Here is a 21,140-nt window from a genome sequence, read left to right on the forward strand (position 1 = left end):
GGGGGGCGGGCGGGGGCGGGGGTCAGGACTCGGGCTCGCCGGAGACGAGGCCGCGGAGCCAGTCGCGCGCCTCGACGAAGACCTCGTCGGCGTAGCGCTCGGGGTAGTGCACGATGCGCCGGTCGGCTCGCGGGTACGACCCGAGGAACACCACCCGGGGGCTGAAGCGACGGATGCCGAGGAGCGCATCCGCCATGCGCTCGTGCTCGATGTGTCCGTCGGCGTCGATCACGAAGCGGTAGCGCCCGAGTTCGTCACCGATCGGGCGCGACTCGATGAGCGACAGGTTGATGCCGCGGGTCGAGAACTGCTCGAGCATCTCGAGCAGCGAGCCCGGATGGTCGTGCGGCAGCTCGACGATGAGCGAGGTCTTGTCGGCCCCGGTCGGAGCCGGCGGAGCGGTCGTGCGCGACACGAGCACGAACCGGGTGACGGCGTTGGCGTTGTCGCCGATGCCCGAGGCGAGCACGTCGACGTCGTAGTGCTGCACGATGCCGGGCGCGGCGATCGCGGCCTGCGCGGGCGACGAGCCGTCGAGTACGCCAATCGCCGACGCGACGTTGCTCGACGCGGGCACGTGCGAGTGCGCCGGGATGTTCTCGCCCAGCCAGCCGTGGCACTGCGCGTAAGCGACGGGGTGGGCGGCGATCACGGTGACGTCGTCGATCGTCGTGCCTCGCGGCGCCACAAGCACGAAGTTCACGCGCACCAGGTACTCGCCGACGATCCGCAGACCGGGCAGCGTCGCGAGAGCATCCTGCGTGGTCGATACGCCGCCCTCGATCGAGTTCTCGATCGCGATCATGGCGGCGTGGCTGCGTCCCTCGAGCACGTCGGCGAGCGCTTCGCCGACGTTGTGCACGGGCCGCCAATCCTGACCGCGGGCCTCCGCCACCTGGTCGAGCGCCGCCTCCGTGAACGTTCCTGCGGGTCCCAGATAGCTGTAGGTGCGGCGTTCGGTCACGCGTTTCACCTTATAGCGCCGCGTCAAGCCCCGACGCGGAGTTTCGCCGCAGTGCAGCGCAGGTGCAGACTGAGAGCATGACGAGCCGTGCCGGCCTCCCCGCGGAGGAAAGCGACCTGATCGATGTCGACGAGCTGATCGCCGCGTACTACGACCGCGCCCCGCGCCCCGACGTCGCCACCGAGCGCGTCGCGTTCGGCACCAGCGGCCATCGCGGATCGTCGCTGAGCGGCAGCTTCAACGAGAACCACATCCTCGCCACCACGCAGGCGATCGTCGACTATCGCACCGCGCAGGGCATCACCGGCCCGCTGTTCCTCGGCCGCGACACGCACGCCCTGTCGCTGCCCGCCGAGCGCAGCGCGATCGAGGTGCTCGTGGCGAACGGCGTCGACGTGCGCGTCGACTCCCGCGACTCGTGGGTACCGACCCCCGCGCTCAGCCACGCCATCCTGACCCACAACCGCCGCACCGAGACGGGCACCACGGGTCAGGCCGACGGCATCGTGGTCACTCCATCGCACAACCCGCCGCGCGACGGCGGGTTCAAGTACAACCCCCCGCACGGCGGTCCGGCCGACACCGACGCGACCGGCTGGATCGCCGACCGCGCGAACCAGCTCATCGAGAACGGACTCGAGGGGGTCAAGCGGGTGCGCTTCGCCGACCTCGACGGCGACACCCTCGGCACGTACGACTTCCGCGACGCCTACGTGCGCGACCTCTCGTCGATCATCGACGTCGACGCGATCCGCCGCGCGGGCGTTCGCATCGGGGCCGATCCGCTGGGCGGAGCATCCGTCGAGTACTGGGCGCTGATCGCCGAGGTCTACGAGCTCGACCTCACCGTCGTGAACCCCGAGGTCGACCCGACGTGGCGCTTCATGACGCTCGACTGGGATGAGAAGATCCGCATGGATCCGTCGTCGCCGTCGGCGATGGCATCGCTGGTCGCCAAGAAGGGCGATTTCGACGTGCTCACGGGCAACGATGCGGATGCCGACCGCCACGGCATCGTGACGCCCGACGCCGGCCTCATGAACCCCAACCACTACCTGGCCGTCGCGATCGACTACCTGTTCTCGCACCGCGCCGAGTGGCCGCGTGACGCGGCCGTGGGCAAGACGCTCGTCTCGTCGATGATCATCGACCGCGTCGCCGAGTCGCTCGGCCGCCGTCTGCTGGAGGTTCCGGTCGGGTTCAAGTGGTTCGTGCCGGGGCTGCTCGACGGATCCGTCGCGTTCGGTGGCGAGGAGTCGGCGGGTGCGTCGTTCCTACGCAAGGACGGCAGCGTGTGGTCGACCGACAAGGACGGCATCCTGCTGTGTCTTCTGGCGGCCGAGATCATCGCCGTCACCGGCAAGACGCCGTCGGAGCGCTACGCCGAGCTCGAACAGGCCTTCGGCTCGTCGGCCTACCAGCGGGTGGATGCTCCGGCCACACCCGAGCAGAAGGCGACGCTGGGCAAGCTCGCCCCCGAGTCGGTCACGGCCACGACGCTCGCCGGCGAGGAGATCACGGCCAAGCTGTCGCACGCTCCCGGCAACGGTGCGGCGATCGGCGGCCTCAAGGTGCAGACCGAGCACGCGTGGTTCGCCGCGCGCCCCTCGGGCACCGAAGACGTCTACAAGCTCTACGCCGAGAGCCTGAGCGGCCCCGAGCACCTCGCCGAGGTGCAGGCCGAGGCTCGCGCCGTGGTGTCGGCGGCGCTGGGGGCCTGACCCCTCCCTGCGCCACTCCCCGCTCCCGTCGCACTTTCTGTCGCTCCCGCCGCGTGCGGGCGACAGAAAGTGCGACGGGAGTTGTGATTTGGGGGGAGTTGGCGGGGCCGCGGGGGCTGACCGCTCGGCTTACGCGTCGCTCGCCTCGGAATGGGAGGCATCCCAGGCGTCGAGATACTTCTCGGGAAGACGGAGTCTCGCGAACCGATTGAGCATCGCGAACGCCCGGTGAATGCCCTCTCAAGGCCTTCAGTAACAGCGAGGGAGTTGCCTGCATTCAGCCTCAGGAACGATCGGCGGCAAACGCCCACGCTGCAAGGTACTTATCCGGCAGATGAAGGCGAGCGAAGCGATCAATCACGTCGAAAGCTCTCTCAACGTCCCGACGCGTGTTCTCCACCGAGCCAAGCCGGACGTCGAAGAAATTCTGTGTTCGCACCGACGACGAAACTTCGAACTGGAAACTGATCCCTTCGCGTGAACTGGTGGGCAGCGATACGTAGAACACTTCCACCCCATACAACAACAGCTTCACCGAATTGTCTGACGACCGCATCGACCTAGGCCCGCCGCGCCCGCGAAAGTAGTCCTCGATGGTGGTGTATAGGTCCTCAAGGTCACGGATATAGGTGCTTCTACCTCTTTCTGGCGACACCGTCGGCTTCGCCTTATTCCAGAGATCGCTGGTAGAGAAGGGGGCAGATTCTTTTGGGGTTGCCGGGGGAGCAGTCATATCCCACACCTTCTGGACCCATGACTCGATCGTCTTCCATACCGAAAGCACTTTCACTCCCGTCTCGTTGCGAACCCGTCCGTTTCGCTTCGGCTTGAATATTCCGCCCCTGCATTCCCTCGGACGAGTCCCGAAGCCGTCCCCGGCGGACGCCGGGTGTTGACGCCCGAGTACGGTAGCCGAACGCATCCGGCGTTGCAGCACGCCTGTGGATAACCGACTCGCACACCCTCGCTGAATCGGCTGGCCCCACGCTTCTCTCGCTCCCGTCGCACTTTCTGTCGCTCCCGCCGCGTGCGGGCGACAGAAAGTGCGACGGGAGTCTGTGTTGGGGGGGAGTTAGCTGAAGCCGCCGGTGAGGAGGGCCATCAGGGCGATCCCGAAGGCGATCCAGGCGAGGACGCCGACGATTCCTACTCGCAGCGCGACCCGGTTCCCGCCGGATGCCCGGTCGGCCAGCCGTCCGCCGAGGAGCATCGCGACACCGAACGGCGCGAGCAGCAGGAGGAAGCCGACCACGGCGATGCCCGGGATGAAGAAGAGAGTGATCACGAACACCCCGATCGGCCAGATCAACAGCCAGGCGACGACGGCGGATACCAGCGCCTGCCGCGCGGCGGGCCACAGTCGAGTCGGGTCGTTGTGCGTTCGCATGCTCTAGCCGCCGCTCGGATCGGTGTGCGGGGTGACGATGGTGAACATGAGTTTCTGGGCGTGGGGCGGGGGAATTGTATACGCACGGACGATGAGGTGGTAACCGTCCCGGTAGTAGTGCCGCTCGAAAGACTCGTCCGACGGAGGGAATTCGCGGTCGGTGTTCCGCATCCAGCCCTGCTCCTCCAACCACGGCTCCAAGTCGTCAGCCACCTGCGTCGGAGTGCGAGGACCGTCTGCTTTGAGCACGACGATCTGCGCCCAGTAGTAGTACTTCGGCCACTCTTCGTAGTAGTCGCTTACAAGCCGCACCCCACCGAGATTTCCCGTGTCGTGGTCCGGGAGCAGTTCCTCTTGCGGGATCTGCTCGAGAATCTCAGCGCCAGCCCCGTCGGCTTGCGCGATGTACTCCTCGAGTTGACTCTCCTGCACGGGGATCGCCTCCTTAGGGGACGTCGCGCACCCGGAGAAGAGAACCGCCGAGAGCGCGAGAAAGACCATGGCAACGATCCGGCGCTTTCCCGTCCTTATCGAGACGAGGTCCGATCCGGCGCCGCGTCGGGATACGGCGCCTGTATGGCGTTCTGGAAGAGGCCACCTCTGTGCCGTCGATGACATCGCGGCCTACCCGCGCTGCGGATCGGTGTGCGGAGTGACGATGGTGAACATCAGGGTCTGCGCGTCGGGCGGCGGCACCGTGTCCACGCGGACGATGAGGTGATAACCGTTCCGGAAGTAGTCGCGCTCGAAGTACTCCTCCGTCGGAGGAAACTCGCTGTCGGTGTTCCGCTTCCAGCCCTGCTCTTCCAACCATGGTTCGAGGTCATCAGCCACCCGCGCCGGACCGCGGGGGCCATCCGGTCGAAGAACAACGATCTGAGCCCAGTAGTAATACTTCGGCCACTCCTCGTAATAGTCGCTGACGAGTTGCACCCCACCGAAAAGGACCGGATCTTGGTCCGGGAGCAGTTCCTCTTGCGGGATCTGCGCAATGATCTCACCGCCCGCCCCGTCGGCTTGCGCGATGAATTCCTCCAGTTGACGCTCCTGCACGGCGATGGCTTCCCTTCCACTGACGGCGCACGCCGCCATCGAGCACGTCGCCGCCAGGGCGAGGACTATGAGCATGAAGCGTCGGGCCCCTGTCACTCGTCGACCTCCTCCAGCGTGATCGGAGAGATGAGTTCCTCCGGTTGAGCCGCCCCGCTACGGAAGTCCATGGCGGGCCCGCCATTGCTGCCGCGGTACCTCACCTCGTCGGGGTGGTAGAGCGAGACGGGCGCGCCCGTCACCACGTTGACGATGTTCCTCATCGACGTGCTGCCTGGTTCGAACACGGCCGTGTGGCTGGGCATCCGCCCCGTGCTCTCGATCGTCCCGCTGGAGGGGTCATCGGCGTCGAGGAACCCGGTTTCCAATCGCGTGATGCCGTTTCCGGCAAGAGGGTCGGCAGGGCCATGACCGGCGCTACCCGCCGGGATGCCCTGGTTCCATCCGACGGCACCGTCGTTGCGTGACTGCAGCACGAAATGCGGCACGTCCCGCGTTTCCGGGAAGTCCTGCACACCAGTGACGTTGTGCCCCAGCCCTGCTGGCGCGACGTACACCACTCGATCAGCTTTCAAGCCAAGGAGTTCAGCTTGGCCCAACAGAGGACACCCATAGCTGTGCGCGATCGGTACAAGGGCCGTATCGGGGGCGAGTCGCAGACTGTTAACGAAAACGGCGAGTCGCGGCGCGCCGACATCCGCGAATCCCTGCTGCGCAGGCTCATTGAAGTGATTGAGGTCGAACTGCGGCAACGGCGATCCGTGCCATGTGAAATACGCCGTGTGAGCGTCTGAAGCAGCCATCAGCCTCTTTGTTCGGTCGAGATCCGCCGCGAATGCCGCAAGGCGTGAGTTCGAGCCCGGAACGACGACGCCAACCTGCTCCATCCAGGCCGGGACGTCTCCTGTCTGCGAATCCAAGGCGCCCTGGTAGGTGATGAGACTGTCCCGCATGGGGTTGAAAGCGACGAGGACGGTCCCCGCGCTTAGGAGGGGCGTCCCGTCTTCGTTGCGAACCAGGAATTCACCGAACGCCTGGCTGCCCCCATCCCCCTTGCCTGCATACTTCTCGTTGCGGTCGCCGAGCATCGCGTCGATGCTTTTGACCTCGCCCTTCAGGTCGGCGATGAGACCTTCGAGATCGGCGACCTTGGTCGCGGCGATCGGGTCGTTTATCTCGACGCTCTGGCCTTGTTTCCACAGCGCTGACAGCAGTTCGATCTGCTTCTCGAGCTCGGCGCGATGGGCCTGGGCGGTGATGACGTTGGCGGTGTTGCGGTCGCGCAGCGGGATGCCTTCGAGGTTGCCGATCAGCATCGGGTAGTCGGTGATCAGAGCGTCACGCTGCTCGGGGGTCATCGCATCCCACACCGCGCGGATGGCCGCGGGGTCTTTCAGCTTCGCGAGGTCGACGGCCGAGAACGACCGCACCGTGCCGTCGGGCATCGCCACCGACACCTCCACACCGGCCGACAGCTGCGGCGCCGACGGCAGGGCGGAACGAATCGCGGTGTACTGCGCCACCGCCTCGGCGAGCGCCGTCGCCGCCGTCGCGTCGATACCGCGGCGCTCCTCGTCCAGCGCCATCAAGCGCTGCTCCGACGCGGCGACCGCATCGCCGGCGTGCTCGGCCTGGTTCATGAGTCCTCGGCGCTCGCGCTGAGCATCCGCGTCGTCGGCATCGGCCGCACTGGCCTCGCTCAGAGCCTTCTGCGACGCCGCCGCTGCGACCTTCGCCAAGGCGAGGGTCACCTGTTCGCTGCTCGCACGACGAGCGATGTCCTCCATCTGCGCGCCGTACGATTCGGCGGCGTCTCCCCATGCCAGGTCGGCCACCTGCACCAGCCCGGCCGGCGCGAGAGCTGACTGGATCACGGCCGTGATGCGGTCGACCGACACCGCCGCGCCGGACTGCAGCCCGAGCTGGTAGGCCGCGTCGATGAGCTTGGCCCCCACGTCGGTTCCGAACGTGCGCCCTCGCAGGTCGGAACCGACGTCGCGAACCGAACCCGAATCTCCCGCCAGCGCGGTATCCCCAGCTGCCATGACTCTCCTCTCCCGACGTCCTCGTTCGTGTACGTTACAGGAACGCATGCGGTCGCTATACCGTCATGTGGATAACACCGAGCGCGCACACCTGGGGGTTCTGTGAGGCTGAAGTTCTCGCTGCTCGCGACCGAGCCGACGGGCGGCACGACCGCCCGCGACATCGTCGTGACGGCCGATGTCACGGCCACGATCGGCGAGCTCGCCCGCACCCTGATCCGGGCGGGAGGCGGCGATCAGACGCTGCTGCCGTTCGCGGTCGACCGCACGCTCCCCCTGACGGTGCAGGTGCACCGGCGTCACGACCGGCCCCTGGTGCTCGACCCCGACGATCCCCTCGGCCGGGCGGGCCTGCGCACGGGCGCCGTGATCGAGGTGATCCGCGAGCAGGATGCCGGAACGGCGCAGCATGCGGTGCCGCCGACCGCGCACCTCGAAGTGCTCGACGGGGCGCAGGCACACGCGCGCTTCACACTCGTCGAAGGCGACAACGGTATCGGTCGCGATCGCACCAACCGCGTGGAGCTGCGCGACCGGAGCGTCTCACGACACCACGCGGTGGTGACGGCCACCGAGAGCGAGCGCACCGTCCGCGACCTCGGCTCGGCGAACGGGGTCAAGGTCTTCGACGACACCGGCATCCCTCGCCGCCTCACCCGCCCGCTCGCCCTCGCGCGGCCGACCGTGCTGCGCCTCGGCGAGGTGCGCGTGCGTATCGACCCCGTGGCGACCCGTGGCCCGGCCGCGCCGCGCGAGCGCGCGACCGTCCGTCATCAGCGCTCACCCCGCGTCGACCCGGTCTACGCCCCCGACCCGCTCGACCTCCCCACGCCGCCGACGCCCGCCGAGCCGGCCCGCTTCCCGCTCGTCGCCATGGTGGCGCCGCTCGCCATGGGCGCCGGATTGTTCGCCGTCACCCAGTCGGCGCTGAGCATCGTCTTCGTCGCGCTCTCGCCGCTCATCATGGTCGGCAGCTGGCTCGACGGGCGCATCGGGCAGAAGCGTCGCCTGAAGAAGCAGCGGCGCGAGTTCGCCGCGACGCTCGACGACGTGCGTGCCGAGGTCGAGCGCCGCCATAACGAGGAACGGCCGGCCCGCCAGCTCGAGAGCCTGCCGCTCGCCGAGCTGCTCGTCGCCGCTCACGACCGCACGGCGGTGCTTTGGACGCGGCGCGCCGAGCACCGCTCGTACCTCGAGATCCGGCTGGGCAGCGGCGCGCTCCCCAGCCGCACCACCCTGAGCCTGCCGTCGCGCGGATCCGCCACGACCGACGACTGGCGAATGCTGGAGGATGCCCACACCGCCCTCTCCACGGTCTCCGACGTGCCGGTGCTCGAGCGGCTCGACCTCAGCGGTTCGATCGGCGTCGCGGGCGAGGGCGTGTGGGCCGACTCGATCACCCGGTCGATGCTGGTGCAGCTGTTCGCGCTGCACTCCCCCGCCGATGTCGTCTTCACCGCGTTCCTGTCAGAGTCCGCGTCGAGCGGCGACTGGGACTGGGTGAAATGGGTGCCGCACGTCGACTCGGTGTACAGCCCGATCCGCTCCGCCCACCTGACGGCATCCGCGCGGGATCGCGCCCTGCTGCTCACCGAGCTCGAGGGGCTCATCGCGACCCGTTCGGCCGCCGCCGCGCGCACCATCCGTTCGCGCGAGCAGTCGAGGGCGACCGACACCGATGAGCGGCTCGCCGCCGTGAAGAAGTCGCCCCTGCTGCCGACGATCGTCGTGCTGGTGGTCGTGGGCGAGGACGACCACGATCTCACCCGCCTGGTGGGACTCGCGGAGGACGGACCGGATGCCGGGGTGCACGTCATCTGGACGGCGCCGAGCCTTTCGGCGATCCCCGCGGCATGCCGCACGTCGGTCGACGCCACCACCTCCACGCCGAGCGCCCACTTCGTGCGCTCCGGCACCATCGTGCCCCTCGACACGGTCGAACGCATCGACATCCCCGCCGCGGAGTCGTTCGCCCGCAGCCTGACACCCGTCGTCGACGCGGGCGCCCGGGTGCTCGACGAGAGCGACCTGCCGCGCAGCGTGACCCTCGCCGACATCGGTCGACGCAGCCTGCTCGACGACCCGCGCGAGGTGATCGCCGCCTGGGAGGCGACCGACTCGCTCACGAGCCGCTGGACCCCCGGCGCCGACCGCGACCCCGGCACCCTCGCGGCGCGCGTCGGGCAGAGCGACGCCGGTCCGGTCGAGATCGACCTGCGCACCCACGGCCCCCACGCCCTGGTCGGCGGCACGACGGGCGCCGGCAAGTCGGAGTTCCTGCAGACCTGGATCCTCTCGCTCGCCGCCGCATACTCCCCCGATCGCCTCACCTTCCTGCTCGTCGACTACAAGGGCGGCGCCGCGTTCGCCGACTGCGTCTCGCTGCCCCACACCGTCGGCCTCGTCACCGACCTCGATCAGCACCTCGTACGCCGCGCCCTCACCTCCCTGCGCGCAGAGCTGCGCCACCGCGAGGAGGTGTTGAACGCCCACGGCGCGAAAGACCTCGCAGGCCTCGAACGCCGCTCCGACACGGCCGCCCCTCCCCTGCTGCTCATCGTCATCGACGAGTTCGCCGCCCTCGCGAAGGAGATCCCCGAGTTCGTCGACGGGGTGATCGACATCGCGCAGCGCGGCCGCTCCCTGGGCCTGCACCTGGTCATGGCCACGCAGCGGCCCGCGGGGGTCATCGGCGACAACCTGCGCGCGAACACCAACCTGCGCATCGCCCTGCGCATGGCCGACGCGAGCGACAGCACCGACGTCATCGGCATCCCGGATGCCTCGCACTTCGCCCCGGAGACCCCGGGGCGCGCGGTGGTGAAGATCGGCGCGGGCCGCGTCGTGCACTTCCAGACCGCCTACCTCGGGGGCCGCTCCGACCAGGTGCGGCGCGACGCGATCGACGTGGCCGACCTCACCATCGGCCCGGCACGGCCCTGGGCCGTCGCGGCGGAGCGCACCTCGACCGACGGCACGCGCGCGGAGAAGGGCCGCGACATCGAGCGCCTCGTCGCGAACATCCGCGCCGCCGCGGAGAGCGTCGGCATCCGCCCTCCCCGACGGCCCTGGGTCGATCAACTGCCCGCCGTGCTCCCCCTGCCGGGCGAGCGCGAGGCGGATGCTCCGCCCGCCGACCCCCGGCACCTCACCGTCGGACGGCGGGACGACCCCGCACGACAGCGGCAGGTCTATCAGGTCGTCGACCTCGGCGCGGCGGGCAACATCGCCCTGTTCGGAGCACCCGGCGCAGGGAAGACGACAGCGCTCGTCACCGTCGCGGTGGCCGCGCTCCACGCCGACGAGCGCACCCGCATCTACGGGATCGATGCGGCCGGTGGTCGCCTGTCGACCCTCCTCGCCTTGCCCGCGACGGGCGATGTCGTGCCGGCCGACGACGTCGATCGCACCGCCCGTCTGCTGGGAATGCTGCGCGATCTCATCGACGCCCGGGAGGCCGGGGACCCGCCGTCGTCGCCCGTGCTGCTGCTGGTCGATGGGTTCGGGGCGTTCCGCGACGCGTACGAGCACCATGCCACCGACGGCGCCGTGTTCACGTCGCTCATCGAGATCGTGCGGACAGGGCGGCACGCGGGCGTGCACGTCGTCATCGCCAGCGAGCGGGCGATGACGTTGCCCGGCGCGATCGCCGCCGGGATCGGCGAGACCTTCGTGCTGCGGATGCCCGCCGACGCCGACTACGGCATGGTCGGCGCCTCGCTCGACATGCTGCGGGCGGCGCCTCCCGGGCGCGCCATGCACCTGCCGTCGGGCTGCGAGATTCAGTTCGCGGTGCCCACGATCGACGCGGGCACCACCCCCGACGCCGACGCCACTTCCGCCACTCCCGCCGCTTCCGCCGCTTCCGCCACTCCCGCCGCAGCCGCCAGGCCCACCGCAGCCGCCAGGCCCACCGCCCCTGCCACGCCCACGCCGCCTCCCGCTGTCGACGCCGACGCCGTCGACGCGGCTCTCGCACACCTCGGCGCAGCCCTCCGCGACCGGGGCGTGCCGGCGGCACCCGGCATCCCCGAGGTGCCGTCGGTGCTGCTCCGATCCGCGCTGCCGAGCACGGCGAGCGCTGCCGCCTTCGCGGTCGAGACCACGCGCCTCACCCCCGTCGAGGTGCCCGGTGACGGCATGATGCTCGTGACGGGTCCCGCCGGCTCTGGACGCACGACGGCGGTGCGCAGCATCCTCACCGCCCGTCGAAACCATGCCGAGCACCGCGGCCGCCCGCTGGACCTGGTGCTCCTCGCTCCCCGCCCCTCGGCGCTCGCCGACGCTCACCCGTGGACGCATCGCGGCGATGCGCCGGGCCAGCGCCGACAGCTCATCGACGCGCTGACGCTCGCGCTCGGCGGCACGCCGCGCAGCGCACCCACCGCACTCCTCTCCTCCCTGCCGCTGATCGGCACACCCTCCCCCGACCCGGCCGACTCCGCGGAGAGCGCTCCGGATGCCCCGGCACCCCTCGTCTTCCCCCGCCCGGAGCACGAGGGCATCGTGGTGATCGAAGACATCGGCGGGTTCGACGGCACGGGCGACGAGTCGGCGCTCGCGACGCTGCTGAAACTGCTGCGCCGCAGCGAGCTCACCGTCGTCGTCGAAGGCGAGAATGCCACGCTCACCTCGGTGTGGGACCTCGCGAGTCCCCTCCGCGGCGCTCGGTGGGGCCTCGCCCTGCAGCCCGACGTGAACGATATGCCCAGCGTGTACACCGCCCACGTGCCGCGCGCCCGACGCGCCGACTTCCCACCCGGCCGCGGCTACCTGATCCGCGGGGGAACCGTCACCGGGGTGCACGTCGCCCTGCCGTGAGCCTCGGACGCACCGACCGGGGACCGGCGACACGAGCGCACGCCGGCCGCCTGCGAGAATGGGCAGGCGTGTGTCGTGCCGATGCGCGCGGGAAGGAACCTCATGTCCTGGATCGTCACCGGCGGCGCCGGCTACATCGGATCGCACGTCGTGCGCGCGCTCGCCTCCGCAGGCCTGTCGCCGGTCGTGCTCGACGACCTGTCGACGGGTGTCGCATCGTTCGTGCCCGAGGGCGTGCCTTTCGTGCGGGGCAGCATCCTCGACCGCGCCCTCGTCGAAGAGACCCTGCGGGCGCACGACGCCGAGGGCGTCATCCACGTCGCAGGCTTCAAGTACGCCGGGGTCTCGGTGCAGCGCCCCCTGCACACCTACGCGCAGAACGTCGAGGGCATGCGGGTCATCCTCGAGGCAATGGAGGCGACGGGCGTCGCGAACATGGTGTTCTCGTCGTCGGCTGCGGTGTTCGGCACCCCCGATGTGCCGCTCGTCGTCGAAGACACCGCGAAGAAGCCCGCCAGCCCGTACGGCGAGTCGAAGCTGATCGGCGAGTGGATGCTGCGCGACCAGGCGATCGCCACCGCCGACGGCCCTGCGCCGCTGCGGCACACCTCGCTGCGCTACTTCAACGTGGTCGGCTCGGCCGATCCGACGGTGTACGACGTCAGCCCGCACAACCTCTTCCCCATCGTGTTCGAGGCGCTCCTCGCCGGCAAGACGCCGCGCATCAACGGCGACGACTACGCCACCGACGACGGCACCAACGTGCGCGACTACGTGCACGTCGGCGACATCGCCGCCGCCCATGTCGCCGCGGCCCGGCGTCTCGCCGCCGGAGAGCCGATCGAGCCCGCGTACAACCTGGGCTCCGGCGACGGCCTCAGCGTGAAGCAGATCATGGATGCCGTCGCCCGGGTCACCGGCATCCCCTTCACCCCCGAGATCGGGCCGCGCCGCCCGGGCGACCCCGACCGCATCGTGGCGACGGGCGAGCTCGCCGCCCGCGACCTCGACTGGCGTATGCGCTACTCGGTCGACGAGATGGTGCGCACGGGCTGGGAGGCCCGCCGCGCCGCCGACTGACGGCTCAGAGGTCGCGGGTGCGAATCGGATAGAGGAAGAAGCAGAGCCAGGCGAGCGCCGTGAACCCGAGGGGGATGACGGCGAGCATCAGACGGATGCCGCCGTCGACCGCGTCGGGCTGCGCATCGCCGAACGTGGCGTCGAAGCCGGATGCCGTGAGCACCACGGCCACGACGACGGCTTGCAGCACGACCGACCCGCGCACGATGAAGCCGTTCACGCCGAAGTAGGCGCCTTCGCGCCGGTGCCCGGTACGCACGGCATCTTCATCGATGATCTGAGCGAGCACCACCTCGAGCAGCTGCAGCAGGCCGCCGACGCCGACGCCCGCGGCGACGCCCACCAGGGCGGCGGCCAACATGCTCTGCGGCAGCACGAACCCGAGCACCGCGATGCCGAAGACCGCCACGCTCCACAGCAGAGCCGTGCGCGGACTGGTGCGCCGCACGACCGCGCTCCACAGCACGATCGACGGGATGGCTGTCACGAAGATTGCCCCGAGCAGGATGCTCCCCTCGGCCTCCGGGGCGCCCAGCGAGTAGCGCACGTAGAACGGCAGCGCCGCGAGGATGACCGCGATCGACGTCTGGATGAACAGCGAACCGATGACGTAGGGCACGAAGGCGCGGTTCGCGAAGGTGTACCGCATCTGCATGCGCCACGGCATCGCCGACGCGACGGCCGCCTCGGGCACGCGGCGCTCGACCATGCCGCCGGCGAACGACCACACCAGGATGATCAGGCACACGCCGCCGAGCACCACCGCCATGCCGGGCCAGCCCAGCGCCGACCCGTACAGCAGCGGCGCACCGGCGGTGCCGAGGATCATGCCGAGGATGGCGAAGATCTGCCGGGGAACGTTGCCGCGGGCGCGCTCATCGGTCGTGCGGAAGATCTCGGGGAACAGCGCCGAGATGTTCAGCACCACCACGACGAAGGCGATGTCGTACACGGCCACGACGGCGAGGAACCACACGATGAGTCCGGCGGCGGGCAGCGCGGGCGGCATCCACACCAGCGCGAAGGCGACGACGAGCGGCACGATACCGAGACCGATCCACGGGATGCGCCGCCCCCAGGGGGTGCCCAGGCGATCGGAGAAGGCCCCGACGATGGGGTTGAGCACCGCGTTCAGCACGCCGTGCGCGATCATCGCGGCGGCCACCCACCCGGCGGGCACGGCCAGGTGCGACACGTAGAAGTAGACGACGAATGCCGAGAACGTCTGCGTCATCAGCTGCGTCGGGAACCCGGATGCTCCGAACGCGATCGACTGCGCGCGACTCGGCGCCGCGTCGAGCCGGCGGTCGCGCAGGCGCTCGGTCAGGGTGCTCATCGCTCTCCTCCTCGCTGCAGGTCGCGCAGGTCTCGCCAGCCGATGCGCACGAGACCCTCCTCCTCGATCGCGCGCAGCACGACCGGGTCTTCCAGCAGCCGCCGTTCGTACTCCCGCTTCGGGGCCGCGAAGTCGACCGCGGCGCGCAGCTCGTCGCCGTCGACCATCGGATGCAGGTAGATCTCGGTCACCCCGGCCGGCACGGCGCGCAGCAGCGCGACGAAGGCATCCCGCACCTGCTCGTACGTCTCCTCGACCTCGGTGCCCTCGCCGGCGAGTTCGAACGGATGCGTCCACAGCCGGTCGACGATCTCGATGCCGAGTGCATCGGCGGCCGCGGCGGCACCGTCGAGCTTCTCGCGCAGCGCCGCGTCGGTCTCGTCGCCGTCCATGCGCCGCGGCAGGCGGAACGGCAGGCCGTGCCGCGCGGCGAGGGCGAACACCGGATCGAGGAAGTCGCGTCCGGTCTCGAGCCCGTAGACCGACCCCATGTGATTGTCGAGGTGCGTGACGTCGACGCCCGCGGCGAGCGCGGCCTGCAGCTGCGCGTCGAGCTCTGCAGCCACCTCGCCGACGGCCGCCCGACTCTCGACAGCGGCGGTCTGCGCCGGGAAGTACCCGTCGCGGTCGACGAGCGTCGGCCCCCCGGTGAGGGGGCGCCAGCGGTATCGGGTCCATTCGCTGGTGAGCACCAGGTGCACGCCGACGTCGAGGTCGGTGCGGTCGGCGGCGAAGGCGAGGGCCTCGGGTGCCCACGGGCACGGCACCATCACGGTCGCCGAGTCGATGCGGCCGGCGTCGAGCAGTTCGCCGATGGCCACGTTCGCCGCGTGGCACATGCCGAAGTCGTCGGCGTTGAGGATGATCGCCCGGGTGCCGTCGGGCAGGCCGAGACGGCGGGTGAGGGCGGCGCGGGGGGTCATCGGGGTCCTGTCGCGGGGAGTCAGTGCCCGGTGCGTTCGACCGGGGAGAGGATGCGGGTGAACAGGGTGGCGCGCAGCGCCGCCGACGCTTCGCCGATCGCGCCGAGCAGCGGGGCTTCGGGCCCGAACTCCGAGAGCTCGAAACGCAGGGGCAGGCGCGGGGCGTACTGCTCGGCGGTGCGCTGCACGGCCTCGACGAGCACGGGGTGCGTGCCGTAGCCGCTCAGCACGAACGCCTCGGGGTCGAGCACGAGGCTGATGGTGCCGGCGACGACGGCAATGCGTCGGCCGATCTCGGCGGCCATCGCCTGCGCACCCCTGTCGCCCTCTGCCGCGGCGCGCAGATGCACGGGCAACGGCAGCGTCTGGTCGAGGCCGTTCACGAGAGCGAGGTCGGCGTACACCTGGTCGTTGAGCACCGGGGCGCCGAGCGGCAGCGGCGACTGCGGAACATAGGTGACTTCGCCCGCCACACCGGATGCTCCGCGGTGCAGGGCACCGTCGATGATGATGCCCGCCCCCAGGCCGTCGTCGACCAGCAGCAGTGCGAAGCTCGACAGCGCGGCCCCCACGCCGTGGCTGAGCTCGGCGAGGGCGGCGAGGTTCACGTCGTTCTCGATACGCACCGCGCATCCGAGCCGGTCGGTGAGCGCGGCGCGGAACGCTCCGCCGTCGGGGCCCTGCTCGTTGCGGATCATGCCCTCGGCCGACACGATGCCGGGCACGCCGATGACCGCGAGATGCACGGGCCCGCCGACCTCGGCGCGGCACTCGTCGATCAGGGCGACGATGCGGTCGACGCGGCGGGCGGTGTCGTCCCGCTCTGCCACGGCGCCGTGCCGCTCGGCCCGCACCGCCCCGGTGGCATCGACGAGGGCGACGTGGGCGCTGCGGTGGTCGACGTGCACGGCGACCGCGGTCCCCAGCGCGGGATGGAGGCCGACGCGCCCCGCGGCGGGTCCGCGTGCTCCGGGTTCCACTCCGGCCGGGGCGACCGCGCCCGCCGTCTCGAGCATCCGCAGCACCTGCGACACCGCGGTGCGCGACAGACCGGTCGCGGCCATGAGATCGGTGCGCGTCTGGGGGCCGTCGTTCGCCAACGACTCGAGGATCGCGCGGCCGTTGATGGCGCGCAGAAGCGTCTGCGGCCCTGCGAGCGGTCTGGTCATGAGGTGGCTGTCCCCCGGTCGGTCGATCTACTTTCCCATACGGCCCTCGCCGGGGGTAGCGCCACCCGGTCCGCGGGGCGACGACCGTGCGCGGTGCCGTGCGGGAAATGTCACGCTGCGCCGGCCACACCTGCGAATACCATTGGAAATCAGCCACGAGACGACGAAATCTGTTGCTATCAACGCCTCCTCCTGCCAGGATCGACGCATGGTCACGAAGCCGGCACCCGCGCTCGACGACATCGCGAAGCGCATCATCGAGCTGCTGCAGGAAGACGGCCGCCGACCGTACGCCGAGATCGGGCGCGAGGTCGGACTCAGCGAGGCCGCGACACGTCAACGCGTGCAGCGACTCACCGAGGCCGGGGTCATCCAGATCGTCGCGGTCACCGACCCGCTGCAGCTCGGCTTCCCGCGCATGGCCATGATCGGCATCCGCGTCACCGGCGACCCGCGCACGATCGCGGAGGCCCTCGCCGAGATCAGCGAGCTGGCGTACGTGGTCGTGACGCTCGGCAGCTTCGACATCCTCGCCGAGGCCATCTGCGAGAGTGACGAGCACCTGGTCGACCTCATCTCGACCCGCATCCGCACCATCCCCGGCATCGTCCACACCGAGAGCCTGCTCTATGCGGGCCTCTACAAAGACCTCTACAACTGGGGGACGCGCTGAGGCGTCCCCCGAGGAGAGCACCATGGCAACCACCGTCTTCGAGCGTCGACAGCCGCCGGCATCCGTCATCGATGCCTCCCTGCGCGATACGGCCTTCGCGGTGTTCTGGCTCGACGACGTCACCCGCACCCCCTTCCCCTCCCTGACCGGCACGACCCGCGCCGACCTCGTGATCGTCGGCGGCGGCTACGCCGGACTGTGGACCGCGGTGCGCGCAAAGGAACGCGACCCCGAACGACGCGTCGTGCTGCTCGAAGCTTCGCGGGTGGCGTGGGCCGCGTCGGGGCGCAACGGCGGATTCTGCGAGGCCAGCCTCACCCACGGGCACGAGAACGGCATGAATCGCTGGCCCGACGAGATGGACGCGCTCACCCGGCTCGGGCGCGAGAACCTCGACGCCATCGGCGAGACGGTGCAGCGGTACGGGATGGATGCCGGCTTCGCCCGCACCGGACAGCTCGCCGTCGCCGTCGAGCCCCACCAGGTCGAGTGGCTGCGCGACGAGGCGGGCTTCCTCGACCGCGAGGCCGTGCAGGCCGAAGTGCACTCGCCCACCTTCCTCGCCGGGGCCTGGGACCGCGACGACACCGCGCTCGTGCACCCCGCGAAGCTCGGACTCGAACTGGCGCGCGTCGCAGCGGAATCGGGCGTCGAGATCTACGAACGCTCCCTCGTCACCGGTCTCGAAGGCGACGGATCGGGTCCGGTCTCCGTCGTCACCACACAGGGCCGAGTGGTGGCGGATGCCGTCGCGCTCGCGACCAACGTCTTCCCCTCGCTCCTGCGGCGCAACCGGCTCATGACGGTCCCCGTCTACGACTACGTGCTGATGACCGAGCCGCTCAGCGCCGAGCAGCTCGCGTCGATCGGCTGGTCGCACCGGCAGGGCCTCGCCGACAGCGCCAACCAGTTCCACTACTACCGGCTCACCGACGACGACCGCATCCTGTTCGGCGGCTACGACGCGGTCTACCACTTCGGCGGTAAAGTGCGACCCCGGTACGAGAACCGCATGGAGAGCCATCGCCGCCTCGCCTCGCACTTCTTCACGACGTTCCCGCAGCTCGAGGGCCTGCGCTTCACGCACCGCTGGGCCGGCGCGATCGACTCGTCGAGCCGCTTCTGCGCGTTCTTCGGCACCGCTCGGCGCGGCCGGGTGGCGTATGCCTCGGGGTTCACGGGACTGGGGGTCGGGGCGGCCCGGTTCGCCGCCGACGTGATGCTCGACCATCTCGCCGGTCAGCCCACCGAACGCACCGAGCTCGCGATGGTGCGCGAGCGCCCGGTGCCGTTCCCCCCGGAGCCCGCGGCGGCGATCGGCATCAACCTCGTGCGCGCCGCGATGGACCGCGCCGACCACAACGGAGGGCGCCGAAACCTGTTCCTCAAGACGCTCGACGCCCTGGGTATGGGCTTCGACTCGTGAGACGCCGAGGGCGCCTGATCTCCTGACGCCTGAACGCCTGAACGCCTGAACGCGTGAACGCCTGAGAAGGAGATCTCGCCGATGCGAGGAGCAGCTCCGGGAAATGCTCGTTCGCTGCGGGAGATCTCCTTCCGAGCGGGGCGGCAGGTGCTGACGGGACCTGGCGCGGAGCGCTGAGCGGCGGCGGATGCTCAGTCGAGGCGGGTGACCTGGGCGTGGGGCATCCGCTCTCGCATCACCCGGACGGCCTCGGGGTTGTCGTCGACGAGCACGCTGTCGCGGCCGAGGGCCGAGGCGACCGCTCCGGTGGTGCCGCTGCCGGCGAAGAGATCGAGCACCCGGTCACCGGGGCGGCTCGACGCACGGATGATGCGCCGCAGGATGCCCTCGGGCTTCTGCGTCGGATACCCCGTCTTCTCGCGCCCCGTCGTCGGCACGATCGTGTGCCACCACACGTCGGTGGGCAGCTTGCCGCGCGCCGCCTTCTCGGGCGTCACCAGCCCGGGCGCCATGTACGGCTCGCGGTCGACCTCGTCGGAGTCGAAGAAGTACGTGCGGGGGTTCTTGACGTACACCAGGATCGTGTCGTGCTTCGTGGGCCAGCGTCGGCGCGATTTCGCGCCGTAGTCGTAGGCCCAGATGAGCTCGTTCAGGAACGAGTCGCGCCCGAACACCGCGTCGAGCATGACCTTGGCGTAGTGCGCCTCGCGGTAGTCGAGGTGCAGGTACAGCGTGCCGTCGTCGGCGAGCAGGCGCCACGCCTCCTCCAACCGCGGCATGAGGAAGTCGCCGTAGTCGTCGAAGCGGTCGTCGTAGGTGCGCAGCATGCCGCGTACCCGCTCGTACCGGTGCCCGTGGAACCCGTGACGCACCTCTGCCGCGGGCGTCTCCCCGGTCGCCTCGCTCGCAATCGCGTCGGGCGTCTCGGCCGCGGCCGCACCCTCACTCAGGACCGACGCGTTCACGGCGGCCGGATCCTGCCCGAATTCCCCCTCAGCATCCGACGCCTCCTGAGGTGGTGCCGCCCGGCGGGCGGTGACGATCTGGCGCTCGCGGGTGCGACCGGTGTTGAACGGCGGGTCGAGGTAGACCAGCGTGAACGAGGCATCGGGCAGGGCGCGCGCAGCAGCGAGGTTGTCGCCCTCGACGATCGAGACCGACCCCCGGCGCACAGGCTCGACCGACACGTCCGGGACGATCGAGGCATCCGGCGTGACTGCCCCGTCACCGGCGTCCGTCGCGTCGCGAGTCTCGCGGCAGTCCGGCATGACAGAGGCGCCCGGCACGACCGAGGCGTCCGGCGCGTCGCCCTCCTCGACCTCTGGCGCGTCTGCGGGTTCGTCCCGCGTCACGGAACGCGGTGCAGCCACGCGTCCGTCGCGAACTTCGACTCGATGAGTGCTTCGGCGTCGGCGAGCTCGTCGGGCGACACGGTGCTGTCTTCCGCTCCGGTCAGCGAGCGGAACGTCGCGATGAACCGGTCGATGATCTCCTCGCGGCTCAGCCCGGTCTGGCTGCGCAGCGGGTCGACGCGCTTCGCGGCCGACGTCGTGCCCTTGTCGCTCAGCTTCTCGCGCCCGATGCGCAGCACCTCGGTCATCACCTGGCCGTCGATGTCGTACGACAGAGAGGCGTGGTGCAGCACGCCGCCGTTGGCGAGGCGCTTCTGCGCGGCGCCGCCGATCTTCCCGGTCGGGCTCGCGATGTCGTTGAGCGGACGGTAGGTCGCGTCGATCCCGAGAGACCGCAGCGCCTGCAGCACCCAGTCGTCGAGGAACGCGTACGAGTCGGCGAACGTCATGCCGGCGACGAGCGAGGCGGGCACGTACAGCGAGTACGTGATGATCTGGCCCCGCGGGATGAGCATCGCCCCACCGCCCGAGATACGGCGCACGACCTCGAAGCCGTGACGCTCGGCGCCCTCCGGATCGACCTCGTTGCGATACGACTGGAACGAGCCGATGACGACGGCCGAGGCATCCCATTCCCAGATGCGCAGCGTCGGACGACGCCGCCCCTCGCCGACCCGAGAGGTGAGCACCTCGTCGAGGGCGAGGTTCATCTGCGGCGACACGGCCTCGTCGTGGATGATCTCCCAGTCGAAGTCGCGCCAGCCCGGCGCCGTGACGAGCGCCCGGCGCACCGCCGTGCCGACGGACTCGGGCGTGAAGCCGAGCAGCTGGGCGCCCTCGGGCAGCGCCGACCGCACCGCGGCGCTGATGGCCGAGGCATCCGACTCGACGGGCAGGCCGTTCACCGCGGCATTGATGTCGTCGAGCGCCGAGTCGGGTTCGAGGAAGAAGTCTCCCGCCAGACGGAACTGCGCGATCGCGCCGTTCTCGACCTCGAGGTCGACGACGACGAGCTTCCCACCAGGAACCTTGTATTCTCCGTGCACCTCCCCAGCCTACGACCCGCCCCCTCTGTTCGCCCCCGGTGCGGGATCGATATGGCACGCTCCCGGGCCCTGGACCTGACATATCGATCCCGCATCGCGGCGGGCGGGGGGCTGGGGGGTGGGGGGTTGAGGTGGTGCGGGAGCGCC

General features: G+C 70.1%; 16 protein-coding genes. 5 read left to right on the forward strand and 11 right to left on the reverse strand.

All coding sequences use genetic code 11. The features are described 5' to 3' along the window. Positions 1–22: 22 nt before the first annotated feature. Positions 23–973, reverse strand: coding sequence for a prephenate dehydratase (pheA, locus tag AC3A3J_RS02415; RefSeq protein ID WP_487670762.1), 951 nt, complete (start codon positions 971–973; stop codon positions 23–25). Positions 974–1,041: 68 nt separating this feature from the next. Here pheA and pgm point away from each other — a divergent pair, with 68 nt between their 5' ends. Continuing rightward, on the forward strand, positions 1,042–2,685 hold the full coding sequence (gene pgm / locus AC3A3J_RS02420) for a phosphoglucomutase (alpha-D-glucose-1,6-bisphosphate-dependent) (RefSeq protein ID WP_487670763.1): 1,644 nt from the start codon (positions 1,042–1,044) through the stop codon (positions 2,683–2,685). A 283-nt stretch (positions 2,686–2,968) separates the two neighbouring features. On the opposite strand, the gene AC3A3J_RS02425 is transcribed toward pgm, so the two are convergent. The 5 genes from AC3A3J_RS02425 to AC3A3J_RS02445 all read right to left on the reverse strand — a co-directional run bounded on the left by AC3A3J_RS02425 (position 2,969) and on the right by AC3A3J_RS02445 (position 7,167). After that, positions 2,969–3,475 carry a hypothetical protein gene (locus AC3A3J_RS02425; protein WP_487670764.1) on the reverse strand — a complete coding sequence of 169 codons (507 nt, stop codon included), beginning with the start codon at positions 3,473–3,475 and terminating at the stop codon, positions 2,969–2,971. Positions 3,476–3,757: 282 nt separating this feature from the next. Further along, the gene (locus AC3A3J_RS02430) at positions 3,758–4,072 is read right to left on the reverse strand and encodes a hypothetical protein (protein WP_487670765.1); all 315 of its coding nucleotides are present in this window, start codon (positions 4,070–4,072) and stop codon (positions 3,758–3,760) included. A gap of 3 nt (positions 4,073–4,075) precedes the next feature. Then, the gene (locus AC3A3J_RS02435) at positions 4,076–4,573 is read right to left on the reverse strand and encodes a hypothetical protein (protein WP_487670766.1); all 498 of its coding nucleotides are present in this window, start codon (positions 4,571–4,573) and stop codon (positions 4,076–4,078) included. Between the two features lie 123 nt (positions 4,574–4,696). Continuing rightward, positions 4,697–5,200 (reverse strand): hypothetical protein, encoded by a 504-nt coding sequence (locus AC3A3J_RS02440; RefSeq protein ID WP_487670767.1) that lies wholly within the window; start codon positions 5,198–5,200, stop codon positions 4,697–4,699. A gap of 17 nt (positions 5,201–5,217) precedes the next feature. Next, positions 5,218–7,167, reverse strand: coding sequence for an alpha/beta hydrolase family protein (locus AC3A3J_RS02445; RefSeq protein WP_487670768.1), 1,950 nt, complete (start codon positions 7,165–7,167; stop codon positions 5,218–5,220). Positions 7,168–7,269: 102 nt separating this feature from the next. On the opposite strand from AC3A3J_RS02445, the gene AC3A3J_RS02450 reads away from it, so the two are divergent. Both AC3A3J_RS02450 and galE read left to right on the forward strand, forming a co-directional pair. After that, on the forward strand, positions 7,270–11,988 hold the full coding sequence (locus tag AC3A3J_RS02450; RefSeq protein ID WP_487670769.1) for an FtsK/SpoIIIE domain-containing protein: 4,719 nt from the start codon (positions 7,270–7,272) through the stop codon (positions 11,986–11,988). Positions 11,989–12,090: 102 nt separating this feature from the next. Next, positions 12,091–13,068: a UDP-glucose 4-epimerase GalE gene (galE, locus tag AC3A3J_RS02455; RefSeq protein ID WP_487670770.1), complete on the forward strand. Its 978-nt coding sequence runs from the start codon at positions 12,091–12,093 to the stop codon at positions 13,066–13,068. Between the two features lie 4 nt (positions 13,069–13,072). Here galE and AC3A3J_RS02460 read toward each other — a convergent pair whose 3' ends face one another. The 3 genes from AC3A3J_RS02460 to AC3A3J_RS02470 are packed head-to-tail and all read right to left on the reverse strand — an operon-like array spanning position 13,073 to position 16,496. Further along, positions 13,073–14,404, reverse strand: coding sequence for an MFS transporter (locus AC3A3J_RS02460; RefSeq protein WP_487670771.1), 1,332 nt, complete (start codon positions 14,402–14,404; stop codon positions 13,073–13,075). Further along, entirely contained in the window at positions 14,401–15,327 is a 927-nt protein-coding gene (locus AC3A3J_RS02465) for a polysaccharide deacetylase family protein (protein WP_487670772.1), read from the reverse strand. Before AC3A3J_RS02465 ends, AC3A3J_RS02460 begins: the two co-directional genes overlap by 4 nt. Before the next feature lie 20 nt (positions 15,328–15,347). Beyond that, entirely contained in the window at positions 15,348–16,496 is a 1,149-nt protein-coding gene (locus tag AC3A3J_RS02470) for an ROK family transcriptional regulator (protein ID WP_487670773.1), read from the reverse strand. A gap of 208 nt (positions 16,497–16,704) precedes the next feature. On the opposite strand from AC3A3J_RS02470, the gene AC3A3J_RS02475 reads away from it, so the two are divergent. Next, the gene (locus AC3A3J_RS02475; protein WP_487670774.1) at positions 16,705–17,169 is read left to right on the forward strand and encodes an Lrp/AsnC family transcriptional regulator; all 465 of its coding nucleotides are present in this window, start codon (positions 16,705–16,707) and stop codon (positions 17,167–17,169) included. Positions 17,170–17,191: 22 nt separating this feature from the next. Next, positions 17,192–18,595, forward strand: a complete 1,404-nt coding sequence (locus tag AC3A3J_RS02480) for an NAD(P)/FAD-dependent oxidoreductase (protein WP_487670775.1) — start codon at positions 17,192–17,194, stop codon at positions 18,593–18,595. 191 nt (positions 18,596–18,786) lie between these two features. On the opposite strand, the gene AC3A3J_RS02485 is transcribed toward AC3A3J_RS02480, so the two are convergent. Then, positions 18,787–19,965, reverse strand: coding sequence for a DNA-methyltransferase (locus AC3A3J_RS02485; RefSeq protein WP_487670776.1), 1,179 nt, complete (start codon positions 19,963–19,965; stop codon positions 18,787–18,789). After that, complete coding sequence (gene lplAB, locus AC3A3J_RS02490; RefSeq protein WP_487670777.1) at positions 19,944–20,993, reverse strand: lipoate-protein ligase LplAB; 1,050 nt, start codon at positions 20,991–20,993, stop codon at positions 19,944–19,946. Before lplAB ends, AC3A3J_RS02485 begins: the two co-directional genes overlap by 22 nt. Positions 20,994–21,140: the final 147 nt, after the last annotated feature.

Source organism: Microbacterium sp. Soil_N32 (assembly GCF_057655505.1).

What these genes read in the sequence shown, in the direction of transcription:
- pgm (WP_487670763.1), top strand. Translation starts at nt 1,042, where the DNA reads ATGACGAGCCGTGCCGGCCTCCCCGCGGAGGAAAGCGACCTGATCGAT.
- AC3A3J_RS02435 (WP_487670766.1), bottom strand. Translation starts at nt 4,573, where the DNA reads ATGGTCTTTCTCGCGCTCTCGGCGGTTCTCTTCTCCGGGTGCGCGACG.
- AC3A3J_RS02440 (WP_487670767.1), bottom strand. Translation starts at nt 5,200, where the DNA reads ATGCTCATAGTCCTCGCCCTGGCGGCGACGTGCTCGATGGCGGCGTGC.
- AC3A3J_RS02475 (WP_487670774.1), top strand. Translation starts at nt 16,705, where the DNA reads ATGGTCACGAAGCCGGCACCCGCGCTCGACGACATCGCGAAGCGCATC.
- AC3A3J_RS02480 (WP_487670775.1), top strand. Translation starts at nt 17,192, where the DNA reads ATGGCAACCACCGTCTTCGAGCGTCGACAGCCGCCGGCATCCGTCATC.
- AC3A3J_RS02470 (WP_487670773.1), bottom strand. Translation starts at nt 16,496, where the DNA reads ATGACCAGACCGCTCGCAGGGCCGCAGACGCTTCTGCGCGCCATCAAC.
- galE (WP_487670770.1), top strand. Translation starts at nt 12,091, where the DNA reads ATGTCCTGGATCGTCACCGGCGGCGCCGGCTACATCGGATCGCACGTC.
- AC3A3J_RS02445 (WP_487670768.1), bottom strand. Translation starts at nt 7,167, where the DNA reads ATGGCAGCTGGGGATACCGCGCTGGCGGGAGATTCGGGTTCGGTTCGC.
- AC3A3J_RS02460 (WP_487670771.1), bottom strand. Translation starts at nt 14,404, where the DNA reads ATGAGCACCCTGACCGAGCGCCTGCGCGACCGCCGGCTCGACGCGGCG.
- AC3A3J_RS02465 (WP_487670772.1), bottom strand. Translation starts at nt 15,327, where the DNA reads ATGACCCCCCGCGCCGCCCTCACCCGCCGTCTCGGCCTGCCCGACGGC.
- AC3A3J_RS02430 (WP_487670765.1), bottom strand. Translation starts at nt 4,072, where the DNA reads ATGCGAACGCACAACGACCCGACTCGACTGTGGCCCGCCGCGCGGCAG.